This is a genomic window from Streptomyces sp. NPDC025651, from assembly GCF_055558735.1.
Map to the genome: position 1 here is coordinate 563,798 of NZ_JBVHLZ010000004.1, position 12,661 is coordinate 576,458.

Genomic DNA, 12,661 nt, shown 5'->3' on the forward strand with positions numbered 1-12,661 from the left:
GGCGCGCCAGGGGGCCTACCAGCGCGTCAGGGGTGGAGTCGTGTGCGACGGCGGCTCCACCCACGGCCGGGCCAGCGAGGCCCACACGGAGAAGGCCACGACGGCGGCGAACAGCAGCAGCCAGCACACCCGCCGCACCGCCCTGCGCCGCCGCAGCATCCGGCCGCCCCGGCGCACCGCGTCCTCGAAGAGCTCGGGCGGCACCGCGGGCGGCGTGCCGTCAAGCAGGCGCCGGATCGCGTTCTCCTTGCGCTCGTACTGGCTCATGAGGGTGCCGTCCCGCTCAGCGCGCGGGCCGGCGCCGGTCCGCGCGGCGGGTGCAGCACCGTCGCCATCGCGCGGGCACAGATCGACGAGACCCGCTCGGCGGGCAGACCGAGGAGTGCCGCCGTCTGCTCCTCGGCCACTCCCTCGTACATCCGAAGCACCAGAATCAGCCGCTCCTGGGGGCTGAGCCGCTCCAGGACCCCGCCGTGCCCGCGGTGGCGGCGCCAGGCGGCGCGCGCGAAGCGCAGGGCGAGCTGCTGGCGCGCACGGTCGTAGGGGTCCTCGCCGCGCAGCCGGTCCCACGTCGCGTACGTGTGCGCGAGGGCTGCGGTCAGCAGGGCACGCGCGCGTGGGTTGTCGTCCGGGGGCTCGGCGGTCAGCAGGGTGGCGGCATGCAGCAGCCGCCCTGCCGCGCCCGCGACGAATGCCTCGAAGTCCCGGGCACGGCGGGCGTCCTGGAACGCCTGCCGCTCTCGCACCGCGCCTCCCGGCCGGAAGGAAGGGGGATCCCGGTCTCATATGAGGCCAGAGGCGGGGCCGGGGTCAAGACTCCGGAGTGGCCGGAACCTCACCACCGGGTGCCGTCTGTGACGTCTGCCGTGCCGAGAGGGCGGAGTTGAAGCGTGTGAGGAGCGCGCAGAAGCTCTCGCGCTCCTCCGGGGCCCAGTCCTGCGTCAACTCGGCCATGAGCTCGCGGCGCGAGGAGCGCACCTCGTCGAGCCTGGCCTGGCCGCGCGGCGAGAGCTGGAGCACCACGGCACGGCCGTCCTCGGGGTGCGAGGTGCGCTTGACGAGCCCGGTGTCGACCAGCGGGGCGACCTGCCGGGTGACCGTCGAGGAGTCGATGCCCATGCTCGCGGCGAGCGCCTTGACGCCCATGGGGCCTTCCTTGTCGAGGCGGTTGAGCAGCAGATACGCGGCGCGGTCCATGGAGTTGCGGACCTGGCCTACGCCGCCGAGACGGGTCTGCTCCGCGCGGCGGGCGAAGACCGCCACCTGGTGCTGCAGGCTGTCGAGAAGGCCGGGTTCACTGGCGGTCGTCATGTCCGGAGTTGTGGGCATGGCCGGGGGCTCACTTCATGCGAGGGCGGTGGGTTGGGGGACAGGGTACGCGGACAAGGCCCGTACCGTACCTGCGCTGCGCAAACCTACGGGCAGAACGGTCTCGCCCCTCGGTCTTCCCGGGAGGACTCGGGCGCCTGCTGCAAGACTTGCCGTCATGAGCTACCGCACGACTGACTCCTTGCCCTCGGTGACCCTCGACGACGTGCGCGGCGCACAGAAGATGCTCTCCGGAGTGGCCAGGACGACGGCGATGGAGGGCAGCAGGCACCTGTCCCAGCTGGTCGGGGCCCCGGTGCACCTCAAGTGCGAGAACCTCCAGCGGACCGGCTCGTTCAAGCTCCGCGGCGCCTACGTACGCATCGCGGGCCTGCTCCCCGAGGAGCGCGCGGCCGGTGTCGTGGCCGCCAGCGCGGGCAACCACGCGCAGGGCGTCGCGCTCGCCTCGACCCTGCTGGGCGTGCGCTCGACGGTGTTCATGCCGGCCGGGGCGCCGCTGCCCAAGGTCGCGGCCACCCGGGACTACGGCGCGGAGGTGCGCCTGCAGGGCCAGGTCGTCGACGAGACGCTGGCCGCCGCGCAGCAGTACGCGCGCGACACGGGCGCGGTGTTCATCCACCCCTTCGACCACGCGGACATCATCGCGGGGCAGGGCACGGTCGGCCTGGAGATCCTGGAGCAGTGCCCCGAGGTGCGCACCCTGGTCGTCGGCGTCGGGGGCGGCGGTCTCGCGGCGGGCATCGCGGTCGCGGTCAAGTCGCTGCGCCCGGACGTCAGGGTGGTGGGCGTGCAGGCGGCGGGCGCCGCCGCCTACCCGCCCTCGCTGGCCGCCGGGCACCCGGTGTCGATCGTGAACCCCGCGACGATGGCCGACGGCATCAAGGTCGGGCGCCCCGGCGACGTGCCGTTCCAACTGGTCCACGAGCTGGTGGACGACGTCGTCACGGTCTCCGAGGACGAGCTCTCCAGCGCCCTGCTGCTCTGCCTGGAGCGGGCCAAGATGGTCGTCGAGCCCGCGGGCGCGAGCCCGGTCGCGGCGCTGCTCGGCAACCCGAAGGCGTTCGAGGGCCCGGTGGTGGCGGTGCTCTCGGGCGGCAACGTGGACCCGCTCCTGATGCAGCGGATCCTGCGGCACGGCATGGCGGCGGCGGGCCGCTACCTCTCGCTGCGGCTGCGTCTGACGGACCGCCCCGGCGCGCTGGCCACGCTCCTGGGCGTGCTCTCGGAGGTCGACGCCAACGTCCTGGACGTGAGCCACGTGCGGACCGATCCGCGGCTCGGGCTCACGGAGGCGGAGGTCGAGCTGCACCTGGAGACGAAGGGCCCCGCGCACTGCGCCGAGGTGGGCGCGGCCCTGCGCGAGGCGGGCTACACGGTCATCGGCTGAACGTCCGGATGTCCGGATGTCCGGATGTCCGGACGGGCGAACGGGCGGACGGGCGGACAGGCGTCCGGATGGTGCGCGGAACGTCCAGGTGTCAACGACTTCTGAAAAACAGCTGAGGCGACGCGATGTATCGCGTTATGGTGTGTGTCAGGTCACTGGTCGCCGGGCGGGCGAAGTCCGGCAAATCTAAGCTTTTGCGTAGGAAGTAACCCACACAACGGGGAGAACCCACATGCCAGGCGCCATCTACGCCGAAGGTCTGGTGAAGACCTTCGGCGACGTAAGGGCTCTGGACGGCGTCGATCTGGATGTCCCGGAAGGCACCGTGCTCGGCCTCCTGGGGCCGAACGGCGCGGGGAAGACCACCGCGGTCCGCTGTCTGACGACGCTCCTGACACCGGACAGCGGCAAGGCCGTCGTCGCGGGCATCGACGTCCTCAGGCATCCGAACGAGGTCCGGCGCTCCATCGGCCTCTCCGGCCAGTTCGCCGCGGTGGACGAGTACCTGACGGGCCGTGAGAACCTCCAGATGGTCGGCCGGCTCTACCAGATGCGGGCCAAGGAGGCGAAGGCCAGGGCGGGCGAGCTGCTCGACCGGTTCAACCTCGCCGACGCCGCCGACCGCCCCTCCAAGACGTACTCGGGCGGTATGCGCCGCCGCCTCGACCTCGCGGCCGCCCTTGTCGTCTCGCCCCCCGTGATGTTCATGGACGAGCCGACCACGGGCCTCGACCCGCGCAACCGCCAGCAGCTGTGGGAGGTCATCCAGGAACTGGTCGCGGGGGGCACGACGCTGCTCCTGACCACCCAGTACCTCGAAGAGGCCGACCACCTGGCGCACGACATCTGCGTCGTCGACCACGGCCGCGTCATCGCCCGCGGCACCTCCGACCAGCTCAAGGCCCGGACCGGCGGCGAGCGCGTCGAGGTCGTCGTCCACGAGCGCGAGCACATCGCCACCGCCTCCGACGTGCTGCGCGGCTTCGGCAAGGGCGAGGTGGCCGTCGCCGAGCACACGCGCAAACTGACCGTCCCCGTCACCGGCGGCGCCAAGCTGCTCGCCGAGGTCATCCGCGAACTGGACGGCCGCGGCATCGAGATCGACGACATCGGACTGCGCCGCCCGACCCTCGACGACGTCTTCATCTCCCTCACCGGCCATGTCGCCGAGCTGACGGACGAGGGCAACGGCGAGGCGGCCGACGCCAAGGCCAGGCGAAGGAAGGAGGCGGACAAGTGAGTGCCGTCACCGACACCGTGCCCACGGCGGGCCCCAGGCCCGCGGGCGGGATCGGCCAGTCCGTCAGGGACTCGCTGGTCGTCGCCAAGCGCAACCTCATCCGGATGTCCCGCATCCCCGAGATGGTCATCTTCGGCCTGATCCAGCCGATCATGTTCGTGGTGCTGTTCAGCTACGTCTTCGGCGGATCCATGAAGATCGGCACCAGCACCGACCCCGCGGACTACCGCAACTTTCTGATGGCGGGCATCTTCGCGCAGACCGTCACCTTCGCCACCGCGGGCGCGGGCGCCGGCATCGCCGACGACATGCACAAGGGCCTCATCGACCGCTTCCGTTCGCTGCCGATGGCACGCGGCGCGGTCCTCACCGGACGCACCATCGCCGACCTCGTGCAGACCGCGCTGACCCTCCTGGTCCTCGCGATCGTGGCGCTCCTGGTGGGCTGGCGCATTCACGAGGGGATCTGGAAGGCCCTCGGCGCCTTCGGCCTGCTGCTCCTGCTCGGCTACGCGTTCACCTGGGTCGGCGCGCTCATCGGCCTCTCGGTCCGCACCCCGGAGGCGGCCACGTCAGGTGGCCTGATCTGGCTCTTCCCGGTCACGTTCATCTCGAACGCCTTCGTGGACTCCAGCAACATGACGCCCTGGCTGCGGCACGTCGCCGACTGGAACCCCTTCAGCGCGACCGTCCAGGCCAGCCGCGAGCTCTTCGGCAACCCGGGTGTCTCCGCGTCCTCGGCCTGGCCCATGCAGCACCCGGTCTGGGCCTCGGTGATCTACTCCGTCCTGATCATCCTGATCTTCCGCACCCTCGCGGTGCGCAAGTACCGCTCCGCGACGGCCTGACAGGCATACGAAAGGGCCCCGGCACGCACCGTGCCGGGGCCCCTTCGCGGCCGAAGCGGACGGCGGGCGTCAGCCCGCGTACGGCTTGGCCGCGAGGATCTTGACGGAGGCGAACTTGCCGTTCGGCAGCTCGTACTCCGCGTTCTCGCCGATCTTCTTGCCATTCACGCCGGTGCCCAGCGGGGACTGCGGCGAGTACGTCTCGATGTCGCTGCTCGCGTACTCACGGGAGGCGAGCAGGAAGGTCACGGTGTCGTCCTCGTCGCCGTCGAAGGCGATGGTGACGACCATGCCCGGCTCCACGACGCCGTCGTCGGCCGGGGCCTCGCCGACGCGGGCGGTCTCCAGGAGCTGGGTCAGCTGCCGGACGCGGAGCTCCTGCTTGCCCTGCTCCTCCTTGGCCGCGTGGTACCCGCCGTTCTCGCGCAGGTCGCCCTCCTCGCGTGCGGCCGCGATCTTCGCTGCGATCTCGGTGCGCGCGGGACCAGACAGGTACTCAAGCTCGTCCTTGAGCTTGTTGTACGCCTCCTGGGTCAGCCAGGTGACGTTCTCGCTGGTCTGGGTCACAGGTGCTCCTCGTAGGTACTGGGAATACAAAGCATCGCCCTACCCAGAAGGATGTTCCCTCACGGGTGGGCGAAACCACGAGCCTAACAATTCAGGCGCGGAAGGGGGAGGACATAAGCCATCAGATTTGCGTCAACGCAGGTGAGCGAGGTAAAGCCACCCGGCGCAGGGTGGCGGCGTCAGCCCGCGACGTCAGTCGGAGTGGCAGCCGAGCAGCTCGACGCTGGTCGCCTTCGACGTCGTACGCAGTGTGACCGTCTTGTCGATGCGGTCCGTGCGCTGGTCGAAGCGGAAGTCCGCGCGGCCCACCTCGGCGCCCGAGCGGGCCTGCGAGCGCAGCGTGCAGTAACCGCGGGCGTCGGTGTCCTTGCGGACCTCCAGATGCGCCTCGACGGTGGTGTCCGAGAGGATGTCGAACTTGATGACCTCGGCGCTGACCTTCTGGCTGTTGACGTAGTCGTAGCCGAACCAGCCGACGACGCCCAGCAGGAGCACGCCGAGCACGGAGCCGATGATCTTCAGCTTGCGGTCGGCGGCCGCGTCGGCCGTGCGGGAACGGCCGTACCGCCCCTCGGGAAGACCCTCGGGAAGGCCCTCCGGGAGCTTCGAGCCCACCGCCGCCATGATCGTCCTCCAGGAACAGGGGATGCCGGAATTTTCCGCCCCCCGGTTCCGTCACTATAGAAGCCGCATGTTGCGCCGGAACCACGAGGGCGCCCAATTACTGAGGATCGATCTTGACTGAGCAGCTGCGACTGATGGCCGTTCACGCCCACCCCGACGACGAGTCGAGCAAGGGCGCGGCCACCATGGCCAAGTACGTGTCCGAGGGGGTGGACGTACTCGTCGTGACCTGCACGGGCGGGGAGCGCGGCGACATCCTCAACCCCAAGCTCCAGGGCGACGCGTACATCCAGGAGAACATCCACGAGGTCCGCAAGAAGGAGATGGACGAGGCGCGCGAGATCCTCGGCGTCAAGCAGGAGTGGCTCGGCTTCGTCGACTCGGGGCTGCCCGAGGGCGACCCGCTGCCGCCGCTGCCCGAGGGCTGCTTCGCCCTGGAGGACGTCGACAAGGCGGCCGGCGAGCTGGTGCGCCAGATCCGCTCCTTCCGTCCGCAGGTCATCACGACGTACGACGAGAACGGCGGATACCCGCACCCCGACCACATCATGACCCACAAGATCACGATGGTGGCCTTCGACGGTGCGGCGGACGCCGAGAAGTACCCGGAGCCGGAGTTCGGCCCGGTCTTCCAGCCGCAGAAGCTCTACTACAACCAGGGCTTCAACCGCCCGCGCACCGAGGCGCTGCACCAGGCGATGCTCGACCGCGGCCTGGAGTCGCCGTACGGGGACTGGCTCAAGCGCTGGGACGAGTTCGAGCGCGTCGAGCGCACGCTGACCACCCACGTCCCGTGCGCCGACTTCTACGAGATCCGCGACAAGGCCCTGATCGCGCACGCCACGCAGATCGACCCCGACGGCGGCTGGTTCCGGGTCCCGATGGAGATCCAGAAGGAGGTCTGGCCCACGGAGGAGTACGAGCTCGCGAAGTCGCTCGTCGATACTTCCCTCCCCGAGGACGACCTCTTTGCGGGCATCCGCGACAATGCCTAGCGTGAACGTACATCTGGCAATGACGCATCTCGTCCCTCTTGCCAAGGAGGTCGACGACGACAAGGTGACCCCCGGCGTTCTGGGCTTCATCGTCTTCGCGGTGATGGCCCTCGCCGTCTGGGGTCTGATGAAGTCGATGAACCGCCACATGGGGAAGGTCGACTTCAAGGAGCCGGAGGACTCCTCCGCGAAGGCGGAGGCGAAGGCGTCCTCCGGCGCCGAACCGCAGCGGGGCTGACGCCCGGCGCGGGTGGGGCTCAGCTCGGTTGGGTCACCTCCACCCCCATCACCTCGCGCGCATGCCGGCTCGGCACCATGCCGAGCCGCCATGCCTGCCATCCCGTTTCCAGGTCGGCGCCGCGCTCCAGGAGCAGGCCGAACGCCTGGACGTAGTCGGCGAGCTTGCCGTCACGGGTCGGATGGTCCTCGCGGGACAGCTGGTCCAGCTCCTCCTGGGCGACGGCCGTGCCGACCTCCCAGCCGCCCGGCGAGGCGTAGGGCAGCAGGGTGCAGCGCAGGAAGCGGGCCCAGTCGCCGCCCCGGCGGTCGCCGTACGAGGCGAAGAGCCCGATGGCCTCGTCGCACAGGGTGAGCGCCTGCTGGGTGCGGTTGTTGCCCGCGTCCACGACCACCAGCTCCAGGCACGTCCAGGCCTCGCCGTGCGCGACGCCGATCCGCTGGAAGTCGGCGCGGGCGTCCATCAGGAGCTGCCGCGCGAAGCCGGAGTTGCGCAGCGAGCCCGTCTGGGCGGCGCGCTGGTCGCGGGTGACGCGCGCCGAGTGGTGGCGCGCGCACGCCAGGCCGTACACGTCCCGCATCCGGGAGAACATCGTCCGCGCCCGCTCCAGGTCCCGCACCGCCTGGTCGAGGCTGCCGGTCTCCTCCAGGGCCTGGCCGAGGTAGTACAGGGACCAGGCCTCGCCGCGCGCGTCCTCGTTGTCGCGGTGCCGGGACACCGCCTGACGCAGGCCGTCGACCGCGGGCGAGGGGTCGCCGTCCACCAGGCGGGCCCGCGCCAGCTGCGTCATCGCCCAGGCCTCGCCGCGCGGGTCGCGGGTGCGGCCGTACAGGTCGAGGGCGCTGCGCAGCTCGCCCTCCGCGCGCGGTACGTCGCCCATGCGCAGGCAGAGCTGGCCGAGCTGGAAGTGCGTCCATGCCTCGCCGTGCACGGAGCCGCTGCGGCGGTGCAGTTCCAGCGCCGTGTTCAGCATCTCCAGGGCGTGCGCGAGGTGGCCCCGGTCCCGTTCCACCGCGGCGAGCGCGTGCAGCGTCCAGGCGCGGTCGCCCGCCAGCTCGTCGGCGGCCTGCAGGCCCAGCGCCTCCGTGAGCCGGGCCGCGGCCTCCGTGAGATTGCCCTGGTGGTGCAGTGTGATGCCGAGTGAGCCGAGGGCGCGGGCGGCCGCCGCGTCCTGGTGGGCCTCGAAGTAGAGGTCGACCACCGAGTTCAGCGTCGTGCGCGACTGGTCGAGCTCGCCGAGCTGGCGGGCCGCGATGCCCGTGCGCCACTGCACGCTGCGGCCGAGCAGCCCCTGGTCGATGGCCTGCGTCAGTTCGTTGATCTCACCCAGGCGGTAGAGGTCGCCGCGCAGCAGGCAGTAGTCGCACAGCGCGCCCAGCAGGTTGAGCACGGTCCGCTGGTCGACGCCCTCCGCGTGCCGCAGGGCGGCGGTGATGAACGTCGACTCGTCGTCCAGCCAGCGCAGCGCCGCGTCCAGCGAGGCGAAGCCGTGCTGGCCGACCTGGTCGGCGCGTGTGGACGTCTTGCCGTCGACCAGGCGGATCACCGTGTCGGCCAGCTCTCCGTAGCTGGTGATGAGGCGCTCCTGCGCGGCGCTGCGCTCGGCGGGCTCCTCCTCGTCCAGGAGCCGGGCGAGCGCGAAGGCACGGACGAGGTCGTGCAGGCGGTGGCGGCCGCCCCGCAACTGGTCGACCAGGCCCGCCCGGGACAGCGCGGTCAGCTGCCGGGCCGCCTCCTGCTCGTCGGTGGCGAGCAGCGCGGCGGCCGCGGCCGCGCCCAGCGAGGCGCGTCCGGCGAGCGCGAGGCGGCGCAGCAGCCGCCGCGCCGACTCGGACTGGTCGGTGTAGCGCAGCCACAGGACGCGCTCGACGGGGCTCACCTTCTCGGCGGGGCCGTACGCCGACAGGTCCGAGGCCAGCTGACGCGGCGTACGCGGACCGAGGGAGGAACCCGCGGCGCGCAGGGCCAGCGGCAGCCCGCCGCACAACTGGCGCACCGCGTCGGCCGATTCGGCGTCGTAGGGCCCCGACAGGTCCTCCGCGCACTCCCGCAGGAGGTCCTCCGCGCCGGCCTCGTCCAGCGCGTCGACCGGCAGCCGGTGCACCCAGGCGGGCAGGTCCGCGGGCAGCTCCAGGGGCTCGCGGGTGGTGACGAGGACCAGGCTGTCGGAGCGCTCCGGTATCAGCGTGCGGACCTGCCCGGCGTCGCTCGCGTCGTCCAGGACGATCGTCACCGCCAGGCCCGTCAGATACTGGTGGTAGAGCTCGCTGAGCCGCTTGACCTGCTGTTCCTGCGAGGACCGCTCCCGGAAGAGCAACTGCTCGCGCGGGGCGCCCAATCGATTCAGCAGATGCAACAGGGCGTCGCGCGTGGAGAGCGGGGTCTCCTGCGGATTGTCGCCGCGCAGGTCCACCACGCACGCCCCGCGGAACTGGTCCCGCAGGTCGTACGCGGCCCGCACCGCGAGCGAGGTCCGCCCCGAGCCGGGCACGCCGTGCAGCATCACGACCGTGGGCCGGGTGTCGCTGCTGGCGCGCGCCGCGTGCACCCACTGCGCGATCCGCGCCAGCTCGGTCCTGCGGCCCGCGAACGGCCCCGTGTTCTGCGGGAGTTGGGAGAAGGACTGCTGGAGTACGGAGCGCCTGCGCGCCGCCGCGCTCTTGTCCGTGCCGCGCAGCTGGGGTGCGGCCTTCTTCGCCGTCCGGGTGCCGGTCGACGCGGCGAGGACCCGCTGCTGGTCGAGGAAGGGCCGGATGCCGCGCACCTCCAGCGCCGTCAGCCACTGCAGCCGCAGCTGCTCGGGCCCGCCGGGCCGGCTGAGCTCGCCCGCGCGGCGGCTGGCCGCGGGCAGATGGGAGGCCGTCACCTTCACCACGGTGGCCGCCGCGCCCGCCACGGCGACGACCGCGCCGGTGCCGAGGGCCGTGCCGACGCTCGTCCCGAAGGAGAGGTCGCAGACGCCGGCGGCGATCGCCGCAACCACCGCCACCAGCAGGGGAGTTCCCGCTCCCTCGCGTGCGTAGCGCTGCGCGAAGGTGAGCTGTCCCGCCTGTGCCTCGTCGAGCGCGCGCGTGTACGTGCCGTACTCCTCGGCGGCCGTCTGCGCCATGGCGTCCAGGGCGCCGCGGGACCGCGCGAGCAGCACGCTCCCGTCGACGCGCCCGCCCGAACGGCGCACCTCCTCCTCCACGGCCCGTGCCAACAGCCGCTCGGCCTCGGCCCGATGGCTGTCCCGCATATGGGTTCCCCCTCCGAGAGCAACAGTTGCCTGCAATTCACAAGTGTCCTGCGTACGGGGCCCGGAAGCGAGGGCGTCAGCGGATCGGCGGCCTTGTGGTACCCGCCGCGGCTCCCTTCGGGGACGGGCTCCCGTGCGCGTCCGCGGCGGCAGGGCAAGATGGGTCCATGCCGAACCGACTGGCCCATGAGACGTCCCCCTACCTGCTCCAGCACGCCGACAACCCGGTCGACTGGTGGCCCTGGTCGGCCGAGGCCTTCGAGGAGGCGCGCAAGCGCGGGGTGCCGGTGCTGCTCAGCGTCGGGTACAGCAGCTGCCACTGGTGCCACGTCATGGCGCACGAGTCGTTCGAGGACGACGCGACGGCCGCGCTCATGAACGAGAAGTTCGTGAACATCAAGGTCGACCGCGAGGAGCGGCCCGACGTCGACGCCGTCTACATGGAGGCCGTGCAGGCCGCGACGGGCCAGGGCGGCTGGCCCATGACCGTCTTCCTCACCCCCGACGCCGAACCCTTCTACTTCGGTACGTACTTCCCGCCGGAGCCCCGCCACGGCATGCCGTCCTTCCCGCAGGTCCTCGACGGCGTCCACCGGGCGTGGACGGACCGGCGCGGCGAGGTCGCCGAGGTGGCGGGCAAGATCGTGCGCGATCTCGGCGAGCGGCAGCTCACGCACGGTGCCGACGAGAAGCCCGGCGAGGACGAGCTCGCGCGGGCGCTGCTCGGCCTGACCCGTGACTACGACGCCACGCACGGCGGCTTCGGCGGCGCGCCCAAGTTCCCGCCGTCCATGACCGTCGAGTTCCTCCTGCGGCACTACGCCCGCACGGGCGCCGAGGGCGCGCTGCAGATGGCCGCCGACACCTGTGAGCGGATGGCGCGCGGCGGCATCTACGACCAGCTCGGCGGCGGCTTCGCCCGCTACTCCGTCGACCGCGAGTGGGTCGTGCCGCACTTCGAGAAGATGCTCTACGACAACGCCCTGCTGTGCCGGGCCTACGCCCATCTGTGGCGGGCCACGGGCTCGGAGCTCGCGCGCCGGGTCGCCCTGGAGACCGCGGACTTCATGGTGCGCGAACTGCGCACCAACGAGGGCGGGTTCGCCTCGGCGCTCGACGCGGACAGCGAGGACCCGGCGACGGGCGAGCACGTCGAGGGCGCGTACTACGTCTGGACGGCCGCGCAGTTGAGGGAGGTCCTCGGCGAGGCCGACGCGGAGCTGGCGATGACCTGCTTCGGCGTCACGGAGGAGGGCACCTTCGAGAAGGGTGCTTCCGTTCTCCAACTCCCGCAGGCCGAAGGCCCGTTGGTGGACGCGGCGCGGATCGGGTCCGTGCGGGAGCGACTGCTCGCGGCGCGCGCCGTACGGCCCGCGCCCGGCCGTGACGACAAGGTGGTCGCCGCCTGGAACGGCCTCGCGATCGCCGCCCTCGCCGAGGTCGGCGCGTACTTCGACCGGCCGGACCTGATCGCGGCCGCCGTCGGCGCGGGAGACCTTCTCGTACGTCTGCACATGGACGCCCGCGCGCGCCTGGCCCGCACCTCGAAGGACGGCCGAGTCGGCGCCAACGCGGGTGTGCTGGAGGACTACGCCGATGTGGCGGAGGGCTTCCTCGCGCTGGCCTCGGTCACGGGGGAGGGGGTCTGGCTGGAGTTCGCGGGCTTCCTGCTCGACCACGTCCTCGCGCAGTTCGTGGACGCGGAGAGCGGCGCGCTGTTCGACACGGCGGCGGACGCGGAGCGGCTGATCCGCCGCCCGCAGGACCCCACGGACAACGCGGCGCCCTCCGGGTGGACGGCGGCCGCGGGCGCGCTCCTCTCGTACGCGGCGCAGACGGGCGCCGCACCGCACCGCACCGCGGCGGAGCGGGCCCTCGGCGTCGTCAAGGCGCTCGGCCCCCGCGTCCCGCGCTTCATCGGCCACGGGCTCGCCGTGGCGGAGGCGGCGCTGGACGGCCCCCGCGAGGTGGCGGTCGTCGGTGACGTCCTCGGCGACCTCCACCGGACGGCGCTGCTCGGCACGGCGCCGGGCGCGGTGGTCGCGGCGGGGGAGCCGGGCTCCGGTGAACTCCCGCTGCTGGCCGACCGCTCGCTGGTCGACGGGCACCCCGCCGCGTACGTCTGCCGCGGCTTCGTCTGCGACGCGCCGACGACGGACCCGGCCGCGCTCGCCGATCTGCTCTCCCGGGCCTAG

The 12,661-nt window shown here is 72.0% G+C and carries 12 protein-coding genes; 6 read left to right on the forward strand and 6 right to left on the reverse strand.

All coding sequences use genetic code 11. From position 1 onward, the window contains the following. Window positions 1-15: 15 nt before the first annotated feature. The 3 genes from ACZ4D5_RS18985 to ACZ4D5_RS18995 all read right to left on the reverse strand — a co-directional run bounded on the left by ACZ4D5_RS18985 (window position 16) and on the right by ACZ4D5_RS18995 (window position 1,329). The gene (locus ACZ4D5_RS18985; protein ID WP_467773490.1) at window positions 16-267 is read right to left on the reverse strand and encodes a hypothetical protein; all 252 of its coding nucleotides are present in this window, start codon (window positions 265-267) and stop codon (window positions 16-18) included. Beyond that, window positions 264-746 (reverse strand): sigma factor-like helix-turn-helix DNA-binding protein, encoded by a 483-nt coding sequence (locus ACZ4D5_RS18990; protein ID WP_467773491.1) that lies wholly within the window; start codon window positions 744-746, stop codon window positions 264-266. Before ACZ4D5_RS18990 ends, ACZ4D5_RS18985 begins: the two co-directional genes overlap by 4 nt. A gap of 64 nt (window positions 747-810) precedes the next feature. Beyond that, window positions 811-1,329 (reverse strand): MarR family winged helix-turn-helix transcriptional regulator, encoded by a 519-nt coding sequence (locus ACZ4D5_RS18995; RefSeq protein WP_362331900.1) that lies wholly within the window; start codon window positions 1,327-1,329, stop codon window positions 811-813. 157 nt (window positions 1,330-1,486) lie between these two features. On the opposite strand from ACZ4D5_RS18995, the gene ilvA reads away from it, so the two are divergent. The 3 genes from ilvA to ACZ4D5_RS19010 all read left to right on the forward strand — a co-directional run bounded on the left by ilvA (window position 1,487) and on the right by ACZ4D5_RS19010 (window position 4,804). Further along, complete coding sequence (gene ilvA, locus ACZ4D5_RS19000; RefSeq protein ID WP_467773492.1) at window positions 1,487-2,716, forward strand: threonine ammonia-lyase; 1,230 nt, start codon at window positions 1,487-1,489, stop codon at window positions 2,714-2,716. Between the two features lie 232 nt (window positions 2,717-2,948). After that, window positions 2,949-3,956: an ATP-binding cassette domain-containing protein gene (locus ACZ4D5_RS19005; RefSeq protein ID WP_467773493.1), complete on the forward strand. Its 1,008-nt coding sequence runs from the start codon at window positions 2,949-2,951 to the stop codon at window positions 3,954-3,956. Further along, window positions 3,953-4,804, forward strand: a complete 852-nt coding sequence (locus tag ACZ4D5_RS19010; protein WP_467773494.1) for an ABC transporter permease — start codon at window positions 3,953-3,955, stop codon at window positions 4,802-4,804. The genes ACZ4D5_RS19005 and ACZ4D5_RS19010 overlap by 4 nt, the downstream gene beginning before the upstream one ends. A 69-nt stretch (window positions 4,805-4,873) precedes the next feature. Here ACZ4D5_RS19010 and greA read toward each other — a convergent pair whose 3' ends face one another. Continuing rightward, window positions 4,874-5,371, reverse strand: a complete 498-nt coding sequence (gene greA, locus ACZ4D5_RS19015) for a transcription elongation factor GreA (protein ID WP_467773495.1) — start codon at window positions 5,369-5,371, stop codon at window positions 4,874-4,876. A 192-nt stretch (window positions 5,372-5,563) separates the two neighbouring features. Beyond that, window positions 5,564-5,995 (reverse strand): DUF4307 domain-containing protein, encoded by a 432-nt coding sequence (locus ACZ4D5_RS19020; protein WP_467773496.1) that lies wholly within the window; start codon window positions 5,993-5,995, stop codon window positions 5,564-5,566. Window positions 5,996-6,108: 113 nt separating this feature from the next. Here ACZ4D5_RS19020 and mca point away from each other — a divergent pair, with 113 nt between their 5' ends. Together mca and ACZ4D5_RS19030 are read left to right on the forward strand one after the other, a co-directional pair. Further along, the gene (gene mca, locus ACZ4D5_RS19025; protein WP_467773497.1) at window positions 6,109-6,990 is read left to right on the forward strand and encodes a mycothiol conjugate amidase Mca; all 882 of its coding nucleotides are present in this window, start codon (window positions 6,109-6,111) and stop codon (window positions 6,988-6,990) included. Window positions 6,991-7,009: 19 nt separating this feature from the next. Further along, window positions 7,010-7,228 (forward strand): hypothetical protein, encoded by a 219-nt coding sequence (locus tag ACZ4D5_RS19030; protein ID WP_467773597.1) that lies wholly within the window; start codon window positions 7,010-7,012, stop codon window positions 7,226-7,228. Between the two features lie 19 nt (window positions 7,229-7,247). Here ACZ4D5_RS19030 and ACZ4D5_RS19035 read toward each other — a convergent pair whose 3' ends face one another. Next, complete coding sequence (locus ACZ4D5_RS19035) at window positions 7,248-10,466, reverse strand: tetratricopeptide repeat protein (protein ID WP_467773498.1); 3,219 nt, start codon at window positions 10,464-10,466, stop codon at window positions 7,248-7,250. A 167-nt stretch (window positions 10,467-10,633) separates the two neighbouring features. On the opposite strand from ACZ4D5_RS19035, the gene ACZ4D5_RS19040 reads away from it, so the two are divergent. Then, window positions 10,634-12,661, forward strand: coding sequence for a thioredoxin domain-containing protein (locus tag ACZ4D5_RS19040; protein WP_467773499.1), 2,028 nt, complete (start codon window positions 10,634-10,636; stop codon window positions 12,659-12,661).

Coding starts and splice junctions, on each gene's coding strand:
- ACZ4D5_RS18985 (WP_467773490.1), bottom strand. CDS start 267: ATGAGCCAGTACGAGCGCAAGGAGAACGCGATCCGGCGCCTGCTTGAC.
- ACZ4D5_RS18995 (WP_362331900.1), bottom strand. CDS start 1,329: ATGCCCACAACTCCGGACATGACGACCGCCAGTGAACCCGGCCTTCTC.
- ilvA (WP_467773492.1), top strand. CDS start 1,487: ATGAGCTACCGCACGACTGACTCCTTGCCCTCGGTGACCCTCGACGAC.
- ACZ4D5_RS19005 (WP_467773493.1), top strand. CDS start 2,949: ATGCCAGGCGCCATCTACGCCGAAGGTCTGGTGAAGACCTTCGGCGAC.
- ACZ4D5_RS19020 (WP_467773496.1), bottom strand. CDS start 5,995: ATGGCGGCGGTGGGCTCGAAGCTCCCGGAGGGCCTTCCCGAGGGTCTT.
- ACZ4D5_RS19030 (WP_467773597.1), top strand. CDS start 7,010: ATGACGCATCTCGTCCCTCTTGCCAAGGAGGTCGACGACGACAAGGTG.
- ACZ4D5_RS19035 (WP_467773498.1), bottom strand. CDS start 10,466: ATGCGGGACAGCCATCGGGCCGAGGCCGAGCGGCTGTTGGCACGGGCC.
- ACZ4D5_RS19040 (WP_467773499.1), top strand. CDS start 10,634: ATGCCGAACCGACTGGCCCATGAGACGTCCCCCTACCTGCTCCAGCAC.